At 52.2% G+C, this 14,884-nt stretch carries 14 protein-coding genes; 6 read left to right on the top strand and 8 right to left on the bottom strand.

What is annotated here, in order from left to right; genetic code table 11:
• Positions 1–102: 102 nt before the first annotated feature.
• Both VGS11_12935 and VGS11_12930 read right to left on the bottom strand, forming a co-directional pair.
• On the bottom strand, positions 103–1,392 hold the full coding sequence (locus VGS11_12935; GenBank protein HEV2120995.1) for an MFS transporter: 1,290 nt from the start codon (positions 1,390–1,392) through the stop codon (positions 103–105).
• 53 nt (positions 1,393–1,445) lie between these two features.
• Positions 1,446–2,396, bottom strand: coding sequence for a site-specific DNA-methyltransferase (locus tag VGS11_12930; GenBank protein ID HEV2120994.1), 951 nt, complete (start codon positions 2,394–2,396; stop codon positions 1,446–1,448).
• A gap of 69 nt (positions 2,397–2,465) precedes the next feature.
• Between VGS11_12930 and VGS11_12925 the strand changes: the two genes are divergently transcribed.
• Positions 2,466–3,059: an isochorismatase family protein gene (locus VGS11_12925; protein HEV2120993.1), complete on the top strand. Its 594-nt coding sequence runs from the start codon at positions 2,466–2,468 to the stop codon at positions 3,057–3,059.
• A 25-nt stretch (positions 3,060–3,084) separates the two neighbouring features.
• Here the strand turns inward: VGS11_12925 and VGS11_12920 are convergent, their stop codons facing one another.
• The gene (locus VGS11_12920) at positions 3,085–3,636 is read right to left on the bottom strand and encodes a 3-isopropylmalate dehydratase small subunit (protein ID HEV2120992.1); all 552 of its coding nucleotides are present in this window, start codon (positions 3,634–3,636) and stop codon (positions 3,085–3,087) included.
• The gene (locus VGS11_12915) at positions 3,633–4,910 is read right to left on the bottom strand and encodes an aconitase/3-isopropylmalate dehydratase large subunit family protein (protein ID HEV2120991.1); all 1,278 of its coding nucleotides are present in this window, start codon (positions 4,908–4,910) and stop codon (positions 3,633–3,635) included. Before VGS11_12915 ends, VGS11_12920 begins: the two co-directional genes overlap by 4 nt.
• A gap of 166 nt (positions 4,911–5,076) precedes the next feature.
• Between VGS11_12915 and VGS11_12910 the strand changes: the two genes are divergently transcribed.
• A complete protein-coding gene (locus VGS11_12910) occupies positions 5,077–7,869 on the top strand; it encodes an AAA family ATPase (protein ID HEV2120990.1) in 2,793 nt (930 codons plus the stop codon).
• Positions 7,870–7,921: 52 nt separating this feature from the next.
• Here the strand turns inward: VGS11_12910 and VGS11_12905 are convergent, their stop codons facing one another.
• Positions 7,922–8,947 (bottom strand): winged helix DNA-binding domain-containing protein, encoded by a 1,026-nt coding sequence (locus VGS11_12905; GenBank protein HEV2120989.1) that lies wholly within the window; start codon positions 8,945–8,947, stop codon positions 7,922–7,924.
• Positions 8,948–9,150: 203 nt separating this feature from the next.
• Here VGS11_12905 and VGS11_12900 point away from each other — a divergent pair, with 203 nt between their 5' ends.
• Together VGS11_12900 and VGS11_12895 are read left to right on the top strand one after the other, a co-directional pair.
• Entirely contained in the window at positions 9,151–10,134 is a 984-nt protein-coding gene (locus tag VGS11_12900) for a hypothetical protein (protein ID HEV2120988.1), read from the top strand.
• Between the two features lie 224 nt (positions 10,135–10,358).
• Positions 10,359–11,615: an MFS transporter gene (locus VGS11_12895; GenBank protein HEV2120987.1), complete on the top strand. Its 1,257-nt coding sequence runs from the start codon at positions 10,359–10,361 to the stop codon at positions 11,613–11,615.
• A gap of 106 nt (positions 11,616–11,721) precedes the next feature.
• Here the strand turns inward: VGS11_12895 and VGS11_12890 are convergent, their stop codons facing one another.
• Both VGS11_12890 and VGS11_12885 read right to left on the bottom strand, forming a co-directional pair.
• Positions 11,722–11,910, bottom strand: coding sequence for a hypothetical protein (locus VGS11_12890; protein ID HEV2120986.1), 189 nt, complete (start codon positions 11,908–11,910; stop codon positions 11,722–11,724).
• Positions 11,911–11,925: 15 nt separating this feature from the next.
• Complete coding sequence (locus tag VGS11_12885) at positions 11,926–12,627, bottom strand: AsnC family transcriptional regulator (protein HEV2120985.1); 702 nt, start codon at positions 12,625–12,627, stop codon at positions 11,926–11,928.
• Between the two features lie 126 nt (positions 12,628–12,753).
• Here VGS11_12885 and VGS11_12880 point away from each other — a divergent pair, with 126 nt between their 5' ends.
• Both VGS11_12880 and VGS11_12875 read left to right on the top strand, forming a co-directional pair.
• The gene (locus VGS11_12880; GenBank protein HEV2120984.1) at positions 12,754–12,921 is read left to right on the top strand and encodes a hypothetical protein; all 168 of its coding nucleotides are present in this window, start codon (positions 12,754–12,756) and stop codon (positions 12,919–12,921) included.
• A gap of 123 nt (positions 12,922–13,044) precedes the next feature.
• Positions 13,045–13,527, top strand: a complete 483-nt coding sequence (locus VGS11_12875; protein HEV2120983.1) for a GNAT family N-acetyltransferase — start codon at positions 13,045–13,047, stop codon at positions 13,525–13,527.
• 12 nt (positions 13,528–13,539) lie between these two features.
• On the opposite strand, the gene VGS11_12870 is transcribed toward VGS11_12875, so the two are convergent.
• Positions 13,540–14,724: a PLP-dependent aspartate aminotransferase family protein gene (locus VGS11_12870; GenBank protein ID HEV2120982.1), complete on the bottom strand. Its 1,185-nt coding sequence runs from the start codon at positions 14,722–14,724 to the stop codon at positions 13,540–13,542.
• Between the last annotated feature and the right edge of the window lie 160 nt (positions 14,725–14,884).

Here is a 14,884-nt window from a genome sequence, read left to right as displayed (position 1 = left end):
AGCGACTAAAGTGGGTCGTAACTTCCGGCGCTAGGTCGAAGTATCGAAGAAAGTCCAAAAACCACGGTTGGGACCCATCGGCTGGGCTTTACTAGTATTGCCTCAGGTTGTGGCTAGAACGGGTTCCTCAATTGGCTCCAGAACTCGTTCCTCAGGCAGCCTCACGTCTTTGAATGACCGCCAGAAGTAGCTGATCGCTGTGAGATAGAGTACAGTGCAGATCAGGAAGGGTAAAACTAGATAGGTTGAGCTAGGATTCCCCGCTCCCATGTCCATGATGGAGGCTCCAATGCCGGTGCTGATCGAGTTGGGCAGCCTCCACAGGGCGGCGACGAGGGCTGCAGCGGTTGACCGTTCTTCCGGCGAGACCAAACCCATCAGGAGAGAATTCTGCGCCGGGTTCGACATCATCATCAACGCGCTCCTGACAATATAGATGGGGGAAGCGATGGCGAAGCTCGGCGAGAAGGGCATGGAAAATAGGAAGAGAGTGGACGAGCCTTGGGTTAGGACTATGGTCCGAACCGTTCCGAATCGTCGGGCCAGTCGAGGGGTCGCGAGGTTTGCGACCCCCATTACTAAGCTGTTGACACCGCCGAAGATCGGTCCAGTGATGTCGTTTGCAAGGCCGTATTTGAGAAAGGCCCAGCCGGAGATGAGGGGGATTACCATGCCAGCTCCAATTGCAATCGTGAATGCGTAGATCACGTATCGGAGAACGATGCGACGGGCTTTTCTAGGTATAATATGGAATCCCATCCGCTCGCCCAGGTGCGGTTCGGACTCGGATACTTTGCTGTAGACGATCAGCGGGCCGATCAGGCTGAGGGCAGCAATTCCGACGAACAGGTATCTGTTTCCAGTAACTAGGTCGATCTGGTAGACTGATTTCATGACGGCGAGGAGGCTGGTGCTGAACCCGCCTAGCGCTGCGCTGATGGTTGCAACGAAGAATGAGAGGCCGAAGGCGCTGGTCCGTTTCGAGTTCCCTGCCTTGTCAGCTAGCATCGCCCCCCAGGAAGATGCATACATCGCCTCGGAGAGGCCGGCCAGAACTGCGGCTCCGAATAAGTGTGAAACATTGGCGTCTAAGCCGAAGATTGCTATTGCTAGGCCTGCTAGTACTCCGCCTCCGACTACGAACCTCTTCTTGCCGTAGCGGTCGGCTAGGCCTCCGAAGAGAAGGGTCGAAGCGGCGCTAACGATCCCAAAGGTTCCGAGGATGTAGCCTCCCGTGCTAAAGGGGATGCCTTCCAGAACTAGGAAGACTTGGAGGGAGATGAAGAAGAGCCCTTCGGCTGCCCAGTTGAAAAAACTGGAATAGATCAGAAGATTGGCTTCACGAGGTATGCCCTTGTACTCATCGAGAATGGAGCCTACGCGCGAGAACAATGACGAGCAACTACCCCTTTAGCCGGTTTTACGGGAAGATGGTCACGGTGGTTCTAAAGGATTAGTCCAGCGGAAGCCGGTTGTTTCACGACGCTTCTCCGCCTGTGAACCTTTGTCTGGAGCGAGTTTCGAAGTCGCCTTGCTCCTTCTCTTTCTTCACTAACAAAACTCTCGTTTCCGAGTTTCTTCCTCATGACTTTCTTTAATTCGAGATCGACTTCGCACCCGATTCCTTTCCTTCCCAGTTCCCTAGCGACTTTCAGTGTCGTTCCCGAGCCCGCGAAGGGGTCGAAAACAGTCTCTCCAATCATCGTGAATAACTTGATCAGTCGCCTGGGAATTTCTTCTGGGAAGGCGGCGATCCCCTCTTCGACCCGACCGGGCACTGGGAGGACGTTTGTTATGTTCCAGACTGTCAGGTTCCATCTCTCCTTGTTGAGTTGTGCTGTGTCTATCTTGGACGATTCGAGAATTTTCTTTGGCGCGTCTTTCAAGTGGCTGTAGTCGAATTCGCCGTTCTGGAATAGAAGAATGGACTCCTGGATATTGTCCGGATAGAAGTACATTGGGTATGGGTGCTGGAGAACGACGCCGCTCCGTCTGCTGATCCTAGTGTAGCCAGTGGGCTTAACCCAGGTTATCTTGTCGCGATACAAGAACCCAGCGTCGAGGAAGATCCTCGTTGTGTCCGCGACCAATGGATACTTCCGCCCACGGGTACCGCCTTCTTCTTTCACCAGCATATCGTCGGTGATAATCGCGCATATTCTTCCTCTTCCCAACACTCTCTTGCTTTGAGAAGCGAAGGATTCGATCAAGCCCAGATAGTCATCATAGTTCGGGAAAAGATCGGGATAGTCGAATGGGGCGTTGAAGTAGGGAGGAGATGTGACAATCAGAGCGACCGCGTCATCGGCGATATCCCTCGAGGTCATCTTTCGTAGGTCGCCGAAGAAAACCCTGAGCTTGGGAAGGTCCTTGGATCTCTCGTTCTTCGGACTCATAACAATGCCCTACTCCGATCTGATACTCTCAGTCTGGAAGCGGCGAGTATATACGATGACTCACGATCGATGGAAACCATGCTCGACCCCAAGCAGGTTCCCATCGAACAATCCGCTCTACTGGTAATTGATGCTCAAGACTCATTCAAAGTTGGCCCGCGATGGGCAAAACGCAACAACCCAGCCTTTGAAAAGAATGTTAGCGCTCTCATCGAAGCTTATCGCGCAGCGCATCTGCCTGTAGTCTTCTTCTTGCACACCGATAGTGACGAGGCTTTCGCTAAAGATAGCCCGTCGTTCAAACTTATGGACTTTCTCAGGCCTCGAAAAGATGAGCCTGTGATGGTCAAGAACACCAGGAACTGTTTCACGAGCACGACGCTGCAACCATACCTGATAGAGAAAGGTGTGAGACGCGTCAGCATAACAGGTATCCAGATGGAACAGTGCTGCGAGACAACTGCGAGGATCGCAGCTGACCTCGGCTATGCGGTGGATTTTGTCACGGAAGCAACGATGACTTTTCCGATCCCGAACTGGGACAAACCGGGCGAAGAACTCGGAGTTGACGCCATACGAGAACGCACAGAATACGCACTGAGACGCCGATTCGCACGTATCATGACAGTCTCTCAGCTAGAAAAAGAGCTGAGAGAAAAATAGCAGGTTAACTGAACTCTAAGCAGGCTCAGGTCGTGCTGGCTGTTGCTTGTAGCCCTTCCCACGGGAAGGATTTGTGTTTCTTGTAATACTCGACGAGGCCTCCTTCTCGCATTAGGCCCCGGAGAAACTCGGGAACCTTCAGAGCATGATACACGGTCCCGTCTTTGGTCGCAACTGACCAATCTTGGAGGTTGACGACTATCTCGTCGAACTGTTTGACGTGCTTTGTTATTCCAGGAACTTCTAGGGCCGGTAGGCCAATTGCGAAGCTGTTTCGGTAGAATATTCTCGCAAAGCTTTCTGCGACTACGGCTGATACTCCCGAGTATTTGATGGCTACTGGTGCCTGTTCGCGGCTTGACCCTCCCCCGAAGTTTCGGCCTGCAACGAAGAGGTCGCCTGGTTTGACTTTCTTGTAGAATTCTGGGTCGAATCCGTACATGGCATATTTTGCCATCTCGACAGGGTCGTTGGTACGGGCTTTGAACCGGAATGGGATGATTATGTCCGTGTTCACGTCGTCGGGCCAGACCCAGGTTCTGCCACGGATAATCGTGGACGGCACCGGGAGGCTCATAGGTGGCTCCTGGGATCGGCGATATGTCCTTCCAGAGCTGATGCGGCAGCTGTGGCCGGTGATGAGAGGTAGATTTTGGCGGTTGTGGCACCCATTCGTCCCACGTAGTTTCGTGGAGACGTGGAGAGGCATGTCTCATTCTCGCCTAGAACTCCGAGATGTGTGCCTACGCATGCGCCGCATGTGGCGTTGGTGAATACGGCGCCTGATTGGAGAAATGTTTCCGCTAGACCGTCCGTGATAGCTCTCTCGTAGACGTTTTTGGAGGCGGGGGTGATTATGCAGCGGGTCCCAGCCTTAACCTTGTGACCTTTCAGTATCTTGCCCACGACCTGTAGGTCTTCATATCGTCCGTTTGTAGATGAGCCGATGAAGACCTCGTCGAGATGAGCAGCTCCGACTTCACTGGCAGGGCGGACCTTGCTCTCGTTTCCAGGACCCCAGACCTGTGGCTCAAGAATTCCTAGATCGATGTCGTATTCTTCTTTGTAGTGGGCTTTCGGTCCAGAATGGATCTCAAACATGAATTTGCGATTTGCCGTTCTGAAATAGTCCTGTGTTACAGGGTCGACCTCGAAGATGGAGAGTTTGCAGCCACACTCCATCGAATTATTGCTAATGCAAGCTCGTGATGCAATGGAGAGGTTCCTGACTGCTGGACCCTTCCATTCCAGCGACTTGTAGTTCCCGCCATCCTCGCCTACCATTCCGATGAACTGAGTTATGATATCCCGAGCGTACACGCCCTTCTTGAACTGGCCTGTGAGGCTGATTCTGACAGATTCTGGGACCCGGACCCAGAGCTTGCCGTTCGCCCAGACAGCAGCCATCTCCGAACTCCCAATACCGGTCGCGAAAGCGCCTATCGCACCCGCTTGACATGTGTGAGAGTCAGCGCCAAAGAGAACCATACCAGGGACGACATGGTTTTCGAGAAGATGCTGGTGGGATATACTGCCCTCGACAAGCCTGACGCCCTGTTGCTTGACGAATTCCCGTATCAGAATATGGAGATTGGCGACCTTCTCGTCAGGAGCAGGAAAACTATGATCGATTACAAGGTGGATCCTCTTGGGGTCCCAGACCTTCTGAACGCCCATCTCACGGAAGACCTTGATAGCCAAAGGTCCCGTGCTATCCTGGGCCATGGCCATGTCCGCAGGCACAACCGCAATCTCTCCGGCATGGTGGACCTTCCTACCACCATCGGCTTTGACGCTGATAATTTTCTCTGCGAACGTAAGCGAATCGTCGCTGAGGATAGTCTGGGACAACTAGATCACGAAGATCATGAAAAACCATCGTTATTAAAACGTGGTTCCAACCAACGCCTAACATCTTTCATCATCAAGTAGACTTGTTAAGCCGCAAAGCAAAAATTCAGAATGGCTGACAGCTGACGCTGGTATGCCGTGACCGCTTTTCCATCCAAGAGAGCTCATGGTCGATGCGGTCGTGAGCGGACACGCTTATCTTGCCCGAGAGACACAACTAAGCCCTCAATTGCGCGCCCAGGCTCTAGTCGAGACAGAACCTGCCCTTGTTGACCGAGAAGACGAGCTAGCCTTTCTCAAAGAACTACTGGATCAAACCCTAGCTGGAAAGGGCCAGGTCGTGTTCGTCGGGGGAGAAGCAGGCGTTGAAAAGACTAGGCTCATCCACGAACTCGGCCAGCACGCTCGTAGCAGAGACGCGATATTTGCAGTTGGACCGTCATACGAGGAGGAAAGCTCAATCCCCTATTCTCCATGGACCGAAGCCATCAGGTCAATCGTCCAGCAACGTCGGAACAAAACCTTCGACAAAGCACTGGGACGAACCCTGGCAGAGGTAGGCAGGTTAGTCCCAGAACTAGAGTCGAGAGCGACAGAACTTGGAATCAAGGGATGGCTCTCTGGGCCGCGCGAGAGCTTCATGCCAAGCCCACCCACGGACGCTGAACGCGTCAGGCTCTTCCAGGCAATCACAGACCTGCTAGTCAACGTGTCCCAAGAAAGACCGCTGGTAATATCCTTGGACGATGTCCTCTGGGCCGATGGCGCGTCACTCCAACTCCTCCACTACCTCGCGAGGAGAATGAGAGACCAAAGAATCCTCGTTGCCGCTACTTACAGAGACACCGAACTCCCCGAGGAACATCAGCTATCGCGTCTGATCTTCGAACTCAACCGAGAGCGATCGCTTAAACGAATTCATCTCAACAGGCTGACTGCCAAACATATCGCTGAACTCATCTCCAACCAGCTGGGAGGCGGCACCGTAGATCACGACTTCGCCAAGCTTGTATACTCAAGAACTGGGGGCAACCCGTTCTTCGTAGAAGAAGTAATCCGCTCACTATCCGAAGCCGAGGGAATCGCAAGATCAGCTGAAGGATGGGGCATCCGCGAAACACAAGATGTCGAAATCCCCTCAACCATTAGAGCGATCATCAAACAGAGAATATCACGTCTCGGGGAAGACACAACTCAGACACTAATGTTATGCGCCGCAATCGGCATGGAATTCGAATACGAAATCCTCAGCAGAGTAGCTGGGTCGAACGAGGAACAACTCATCAAGCAACTTGAGGCGGCAACTCAGGCTGGACTCGTGAGAGAAACACACTCAGGAAAAAAAATATCCTACTTCTTCGCAGACGAGCAGATCCGAGAATTCCTCTACGACGAATTGAGCCTTATCCGGAAGAGAAAGACTCACGCCAAATTAGCCCACGCCATTGAAGAGTACCACGTGAAAGAACCGGAGTTACACTTCGAGGAACTCGCCTATCACTACATACAAGCTGGGGAATCGGCAAAAGCGGCCGAGTTCTCACGACTGGCAGGAGATCGTGCAGCTGCGCTTCATGCCCACACTGATGCCAAGAACCACTTCAGGAACGTAATGGAGCTACTCGAGCCAGGGCAGATTCTCGAACGGGTGGAAACCGTAACAAAGATTGCGGACGTTTCCAACAGAATAGGCGAGCGAGTTGAGAGCATCAAGTTCTATCGCGAAGCGATCTCACTTGCAGAAAATCTGAAAGATGATAGAAAGATGGCCCAGCTCTACCTAAAGCTTGGATACGCGTACTACGTGGCAGCCGACAACGCCACGGCACTTGAGACGCTGAGGCAAGGGCTGATGTTCTTGCGGGGAATGCCAGATACCCACGAGGAAGCCGCAATATCTCAGAACATAGCTCGCCTTCTACTTAACAGCGGAGAAGTCGAAGAAGGCCTCCAATGGTGCGAGAAGGCGATCAAGCTTGCCAAGCAACTAAACGACCAGGAAGTATTAGCTCACGCTCTCATATCGCGCTCCTACGGATTGAGAGCCTCGCGAAGCACGAAGACGGAGAGCGCTCAACTTTTGGAAAATGCGCTCGAGATAGCTACAAAGAATGGGTTCGACGAGCCAGCGTGTAGAGCATTTCTAAACATGGGCGGCTTCACCGCGCGTGTAAAGGCTAGATACCCAAAAGGGGTAGAGATCTTCAAACAAGGAATTGATTACTCCAAGAAGACTGGCCAACTGACCTATGAAGCATGGATAGAAGCAGAACTGGCGTTTCTCGCCCTGATCCCACTGGGAGAACTGGATCTGGCCACAGAAGCGGCCAATCATGCACACAGAATTGGCTCAGAGATAAGCGATTGGTTCACTTCTTACTCGATTCTCCCCCTGGGGATTGTTCAACTCTGGAGGGGAAACCTACGGAAGGCGGAGGAATATCTTGCAGACGGACTAGTGAAGGCAGAAAAAGCGGGAAACTCGCTCGTCCTTTACCAATACCACTGGGCTCTGGGAGAACTCCAGCTCAAGAAAGACGACCCCGTCGCCGCGAAGCAGCACCTTCTAAAAGCTACTGCATTAGGTCCTGGAGGAGTTTGGACATACCCACCTCTCGAGGCCTACTTCGGGCTTCTGAAGGTCTCGCTAATGCAACAGGAACGCAAAGAGGCTAGAGCATTCCTCGACAAGATCAAGGAAGAAGCAAACGAACTCGATGAGCCCTGGGGATACGCATATGACCTATGGGGTACGGGCCTAATGGCCGAATCAGAAGGGGAACACAGCAATGCTAGAGATGCGTTGAAAGCGAGCAACAGAATATGGAACGAACTCAAGCATCGGTACAACTACGCTCAAACGCTTCTGGACTGCGGCCGGGTCATGATCGAGCGCCTAGAAGAAAAGGAAAGAGCGACAACAATCGAAGAAGGCCAAAGGATCATGGCAAATCTGTGAGCGGGTGAGATAAAAACGATCGTCATCAAAGAATCATTGCGTCTTTTCAAAGTTAGGATCGAATAGTGACATCAACTTTTGATGCCATGAATTCCCCTAGGCTCGTGGCTTCCTCATTGACAAGCTGTTTTTGAGCTGAGCTGATGTGGCTGAAGGGTCGCACAATGAGCTCGGTGCGGCCACTTTTCCGTCGTTGCTCCCATATTCCTCCAGCGGCTCCGTCGAGGAGCAAAACAGGTTTGTTCCCTTGGACCTTCGTGAAGATTCTAGTTCGGTGTTTCTGAGAAACGAAAAGCTCGCGCGGGTGATAGAACATCGCATAGCAATCCCAGCTCGGCAGTAGCTTTACGGAATGGACGTTCGCAGCATTGAGGATCGCTTCAACGTCTTCACTTCGAGCCCATCTTTTTTCGCCTTCAAACTCAACTTCTTCCAGCTCATCTGCGATGTAATCCATCAGCATCCTTGCCGGCTCGGGACGCAGGCCCCACCAATGACCAATATCACGATGAGTGGCCGGGCCATATGTGATGAAGAATCGTCGAAGAAGCATCCTCCAAGCCTCGGAACCAGTTGGTTCATTCCATTTTCCGAGCCATTGATCCGGGCGGACGAATTTGACCTTAGATCCCTCACTTGGGCCGAAGCAAAGGTATCCTTGTTCCGCTGCCGGGTGCAAGAGATTGCCCCAGCCCGAGAGCAAGTGTTTGCGGACACTGGCACTCATGCGTAGACGCTTGACTACTTCGTCGGCCAGTTGCTCTCTAGTGAGGATTTGTCCGTCCAGTGCTTCATAGATCGCGCCTACGATTCTCTTCCTCTCTTCTACATCAATTTCAGGGGTGAGCCAGTCCGGTTTGACTATCGATGTCGTTTTCCGAGCTGCCACATAGAATGGCAAGTCGGCGGCCGAGATGAGGTGAAGGGTCCCGCGCATACACCAGGTCTTCACAACAGAACGTTGTTTCCAGAGAGCGTTCTGGACATCCTGCATCGTGATGCCTTCAACTCTCGCCCAGATCGCTAATGCCGCATATGACAGGACTTGAGCCTGGACCCCGCAGAGATCTGAGACCACTTTTTCGATTTCCCCTTTTCGGGCGCGTTTGGCAAGATGATGCTTTGACAAACGCCATGAGTTCACCTGAGATCTAGAGAGGTTTACGTCCATCCCGTCTAACCCTTGAATCGCGAATTCGACATCGACAATGTTGCCGCTACAATCTTGATAGTTCGGAGAACAGGAACGATATACTGCCTTTTCTAAGGTGTTTGGGACCTATGGGAACGGACGACTTCCCGCATTATCGGGATCAGATTTTCGACTTGTACAGTGCTAAAAAGTATCGAGAAGCCTTGGCTGTAGCATTTCAAGCCAAGGAGAGGTTTCCTGAGAGGAACGCCAAGGCCTCCTACTGGATCGGCTGTCTTCAGTCCAGGCTTGGAGAACCGGAAGAGGCTCTTCAGACTCTTGGGAAGGCTTCGAAGGCTGGCATTTGGTGGCCGGATCAAGCTCTTCTGATGGAACCGGACCTCGAATCTCTTCAAGGCAGACCCGAATTCAAGGCGATAGTTGCGGAGAGCCAGCGCCTCAAACAGAGAGCCCTTTTAGCAGCCAAACCTGGAGTGATAGTCTTGACTCCTCGAAACTTTTCTCTGGAACAAAGGCACCCTCTCCTTATCGGACTCACCCCCAGGGTTGGGCATCCCGGTGATTTCGCAGAACATTGGGTTAGTGTTCGAAATAGGGGATTTCTTGTTGCTGTCCCGCACTCTTCGCAGCCATTTTCCTCTGAGGAATATTGTTGGGACGACCCGGAGCGTTCAGAGCGTGACGTCGTGTGGGCCTACAAGCAAATTCACAACAAATACAACATTGATCCTGCCAAGGTGATCCTAGCAGGTTTCTCTCAAGGAGCTGCCCTCGCGATCTACTTGACCTTGAATCGAACATTCCCCTGTCGAGGGTTTATTGCCGTGGCAGCCTCGGACTGGGTCGCGCCCGAAAGCAAGCCTGCAAACCAGCGAGAACATCCCAGTGAAATATTCTCGTCGTTCACTAGAACCAAAAACGTTAGCGGCTTGAAAGGTGTCATCATAATGGGCGACAGGGACCCTTTCCTCCCCAAGATCAAGAAGCTACTCGAAGGAATGGTTGAACGAGGCCTCAATTGCAAGATTGATGTGGTGCAGAACCTAGGTCACGAATTTCCGACGGACTTCGAGAGGCGGCTAGAGTCGTCGACTAACTTCCTGCTTACCTAACAAGTCCGTTTGGTTCAAGAGACACCAGCTTTGCCGATAGGGTCCATCGCCCCAGAATTCTTTTTCGCAAACTACTAGCTTCCTGATACGGCTCACGTCCGATTCTCCCAACGGATCGTAGGGAAAAGGGACACTTCTCTCTTCAGATTGTCCCGTATTCCACTTGGGCAGTAGGCGCGGAAATAGAAATCGACTCCAGACCATAGAGTATTGAGGTGGGAAAAATGGAAAGTGGAAAAACACTCACGGAAAACATTGAAGCACAGAAACTTGTAACTCAACTCGACACTTCGCAGTCAATAGTCCAACGGTCAATCTTCTCTGTTCTCTTCCTCACCGTCTTCCTTGATTTTCTAGGCTTCTCAATTGTCCTCCCGTACATCTTCTTCTACGCAAAGAGTCTAGGCGCCACGCCTCTGGTCTACGGCCTCCTCTTGACCTCATACAGTCTCATGCAGTTCATCTTCACCCCAATACTAGGCAGCCTTAGCGACCGACACGGCCGCCGACGAATCCTCCTCCTCTCTCTTTCAGGCACGGGAATATCGTTGCTCGTCTTCGGCCTCGCGAACAGCCTCTGGCTACTCTTCGTTGCAAGAATAGTCGCAGGCTCCTTAGGAGCAGCATTCCCAGTGGCGAATGCGTACATCGCCGACATCACATCCAAAGAGACTCGACTGAAGTACATGGGAATGATGGGCGCAGCATTCGGCCTCGGCTTCATCATCGGACCTGCAATCGGCGGAACACTGAGCAGCCTCTACGGCTATGCAGTTCCCTCGTTCATCGCCGCAGCGCTCGCGTTCTCGAACCTAGCGCTAGGATACTTCCGACTCCCCGAGCCGCCTAAGAGGAACCTAGAAACAAGACCCTCGCTAAAAGAGACTGTACGCACCATCGCGACCAGGACAGATCTGAAACTACTGTTCGTAACCTACTTAGTCGCGCTGATCGCCTTCAACGTCTCGATAAGCACCGCGACGCCTTGGCTGCAGCAAGTTGCCTCATTCGGTCCGTTCCAAGTCGGATTGCTCTTCTTCCTCGTCGGCATTGTCCTAGCAATATCCCAAGGAGTAGCGATTCCCAGACTCTCGAAAAAGTTCCAGCCAGAACAACTGTTCCTCATCGGAATCATTGCGACGGCGGCCAGCTTTGCCCTGTTTTTCACGACAGCCTACAGCCTACTAGTTCTCCTCGGATCCCTAACCATACTTGCGTTCGGGTCCGGAATTATCTTCGCGACAGCTAGTGCGATTGTTTCTCTCAGGGTATCAGCCCAACAGCAGGGTGGAGCCCTCGGTATGACTCAGTCGGCGCAAAGCATCTCAGAGATCATCGGTCCGACCCTAGGCAACTCGCTCTTTGGCTACGGCGCTACCTTCGGGATCTACAGTCTCTCATTTATGGCCTCGACCGTCATGATTATACCAGCGATCGGCATGAGTCTACGGCTTAGCAAAGCAATTGCAGCGTCAAACTGACAACACCGAACGGATGGAGAATTCCCCGGTTTTGTTGTCCGGGGATAAATCTCCCTTTTTTTCTTGGCCTAATGCAACATGGAATGGGATCTAGTGGCCATCGGATTTATTCTGACACTAACAATCGTTTCTCTATCTCTTTGTCAAGCCAGTCATCGACGTAGATGAAATCTTTCATTATCCTCATCTTCACATCGCTAACGACATCAAGCTCGCTCATCCACCGCGTGGTCTGGTCTGCCTCGTTTACGTTCTGGAGAACCGTAGCGAATAGTGAGTACTCTTTCGATGCCATGTAGAAAATGAGCTTCTAGAACTTTGACTGCAGCAAATTGTCGAGCACTTTCTTCTTCGTGTGATCCGGACAGTGGACAAGGAAGCTGATGCTGAGAGTGGGGGATTTCTTGAAACTAGGGATGGGCAGGAAGGAGACGTTCTCCTTCGTCATGAGGGCCAGCCTTCTCTTGACGGTTCGAACAGAGGCTCGAATCTCCGCGGCGATTTCTAGGAGACTCTTTCGTGGCTCTTTCCGCATCGCCTTCAGGATCTGCCAGTCCGTCTTTCTCAGTCGGTGGTTGGAGCGGGGGATCTCCAACGGCCAGTAGAATGCTTCTTCGTCGCCACAGATAGAACTGATGAGTTGGACTTTTCTGAGGAGGTCTTGCTCGCCTTCATGCCAGAGGACTACCTCCACTTCTTTGCCGTGGAAGTCCACGATCTGGACTACTCCGTCAACTAGTTTGATTTGTGAAATCATTGCGGGCTTTCTCGCCTCGTCGTCGACTCGGAGCTCTATGCATACGACTTCCCGCCCTAGTACGCTCGGGTTGAGAGAGAGCTGCAGACTCTCAAACTCCTGCCCCTGCAGACGTTTCACTCTCTTTCGCAGAGTCTCCTCGTCTACTCCAAGCCTCTCAGCCATGCTCGCGTAGGATTCACGGAAATCAGGTGTGCTTGCGAGCTCCCTGATTATCTTGGCATCGAGCCGGTCCAACGTTCGAGGGGTAGGCAACGAGACATTCTCTTCCGAAAGTGTCCAGAATCGATGCAGGACTTTAGGCTTGGACTTAGAAAAAACCTCTCTATCACGGAACGACGAGGTGGTTGCGATGGGAAATGCACAAGGCGCGATCGCCCCTTGCTGGATCTCCAAGGCGGTCTATCGGCGGCACTCCACTGGGTTGGAGGCGTGACAATGCTGACACTAGCCGGAGTTGTGGCGCCGGTCGGGGCCGCGTTCGTCGTGACCTTTGGAATGGCTTTTGGGCTGGCCCAACCGGAAAGGAAATCCACGATAGAACATTGAACAATAAGGACAACATGGCTTTCCCGGCCAAGCGGTGCTTGAGCAGAAATTACTGCTCATTTCCTTCAGCGAGGGGTTGATCGCAACTCTTAGGGAAGAGGAGAAAACAACAGCCTGCAAGCCATGTTGAAAATTCGTAACGCAAGCATTGAGGACGTTCCCCTGATTTTGTCTTTCATTCACGAGCTGGCGGAGTATGAACGGGAGCCCAGTGCAGTTCGGGCGACAGAAGACGACTTGATCAGGGACGGCTTCTCGAAGAGTCCCAAGTTCAGAGTGATTATTGCAGAGTGGGACGGTAAACCGGCTGGTATGGCCTTCTTTTTCCACAATTATTCAACATGGCAAGGAAGGCACGGGCTCTTCCTAGAGGACTTCTTTGTCCGATCACAGTTCCGACGCAAAGGTGTTGGCAACGCCCTAATGGTTCATCTTGCACGGGTTGCCATCGCGGAGAATTGTTATGGGATGCGATGGGAAGATCTGGATTGGAATACAAGCGCCATAGACGTGTATCAGAAGCTGGGGGCCCGTTTCCGAGAGAATTGGCGAGTTATGCAGATTACTGGCGAAGATCTGAAAAGCCTCTCTGAAACAGAATCGTGATCGAGCATTCTCTCAGGGAATGCTGGCCACAGTTCTGATCGATTCAAATGCCGTTGCGAAATCCTCGATAAGGTCATCTGTCGCTTCGATTCCAATCGACACTCGAATTAGTCCGTCAGTGATTCCGAGTTTCTTCCTGTCTTCTGTGGACATTCCGGAGTGCGAGGTTGTGGCCGGTCTTGTGAGCAGGCTTTCGACCCCTCCTAGGCTTGGGGCGATTATAGGGATAGAGACGTTTTTCATGAATTGTTCCGCCGCTGTCTTGCCTCCTTTCGGTTCGAAGCTGAGCATGCCGCTGAACCCGTCAAACAACTCTCCAGCCCGTCTATGCTGAGGATGGCTCACCAGCCCCGGATAGTTCACCTTCGCGACCGCGTTATGCTCTTCAAGAAATCTCGCGATCTTGAGAGCACTCTCATTATGATGTCTCATCCGGATTGCCAGCGTCTTCATACCACGATGCAATAGAAAGCAAGCATGCGGGTCCAAGCTTCCACCAAGATGATCCAACCGATGCTTGACCTTACTAACTAACTCGGAGCTTCCAATAACCGCCCCGGCGACAATATCCGAGTGGCCATTCAGATATTTCGTGCCGCTGTGGAGTGAGAGATCGAATCCGTGCTCCATGGGACGGAAGTTGATCGGACTAGCAAAAGTATTGTCGATCATCGATACGAGACCGTGCTTCCGCGCAAACTTGACAACTGCCTTATGGTCCGCCACCTCCAGCAACGGATTCGTCATCGTCTCAACATAGATCGCCTTCGTATTGGGGCGCCGTTTCTTCTCCCACGACTCCGGGTCATTGCCATCGATGAAATCATACGATATCCCAAATGTGCTGAGATCCTTCGTGACAAAGTCATGAGTCCCACCATACAAGCAATTCTGGATGAGCAGGTGGTCTCCGTTATGGAGGAAGGTTAGTATTGTTGTGGAGATTGCCGCCATTCCGCTCGAGGTTACAAGAGCGTCTTCCGCACCTTCGATTGCGGCCAGCTTTCCATGGAGTGCCTTCGCATTCGGAGTGTTGTTCAGGCGAATATACTCGATATCATGGTAGCCGGGTTCCTTTCGGGTTTCGAACATAGCCGACTGAAAAATCGGCATACTCACCGCCCCCTGAACCCTCGGGTCTGGTTCGCCCGAATGAATCAGCTTAGTCTCAATGCCCTTGAACTTTTTTTCCTTCAAGACAAGAACCTGATGGGATAATCGCTCAGACGATCATCCTAGGATGGCTAAGACCCTTGCGCCAGTGCCAGATGAGCAAGAATTTTATCATCGATGAGGGATAGGAAGACCTTAGCATATGAGAGTAGTTCCTCTGCCGTGAATCCCCAGAATAAACTTC

The sequence above is a fragment of the Candidatus Bathyarchaeia archaeon genome (assembly GCA_035935655.1).
Lineage (GTDB): Archaea > Thermoproteota > Bathyarchaeia > 40CM-2-53-6 > 40CM-2-53-6 > 40CM-2-53-6.
Note: the sequence above shows the minus strand (reverse complement) of the source record. Positions and strands in the feature narration are given on the sequence as shown.

Coding starts and splice junctions, on each gene's coding strand:
- VGS11_12925 (HEV2120993.1), top strand. CDS start 2,466: ATGGAAACCATGCTCGACCCCAAGCAGGTTCCCATCGAACAATCCGCT.
- VGS11_12890 (HEV2120986.1), bottom strand. CDS start 11,910: ATGGCATCGAAAGAGTACTCACTATTCGCTACGGTTCTCCAGAACGTA.
- VGS11_12920 (HEV2120992.1), bottom strand. CDS start 3,636: ATGAGCCTCCCGGTGCCGTCCACGATTATCCGTGGCAGAACCTGGGTC.
- VGS11_12930 (HEV2120994.1), bottom strand. CDS start 2,396: ATGAGTCCGAAGAACGAGAGATCCAAGGACCTTCCCAAGCTCAGGGTT.
- VGS11_12875 (HEV2120983.1), top strand. CDS start 13,045: ATGTTGAAAATTCGTAACGCAAGCATTGAGGACGTTCCCCTGATTTTG.
- VGS11_12910 (HEV2120990.1), top strand. CDS start 5,077: ATGGTCGATGCGGTCGTGAGCGGACACGCTTATCTTGCCCGAGAGACA.
- VGS11_12895 (HEV2120987.1), top strand. CDS start 10,359: ATGGAAAGTGGAAAAACACTCACGGAAAACATTGAAGCACAGAAACTT.
- VGS11_12900 (HEV2120988.1), top strand. CDS start 9,151: ATGGGAACGGACGACTTCCCGCATTATCGGGATCAGATTTTCGACTTG.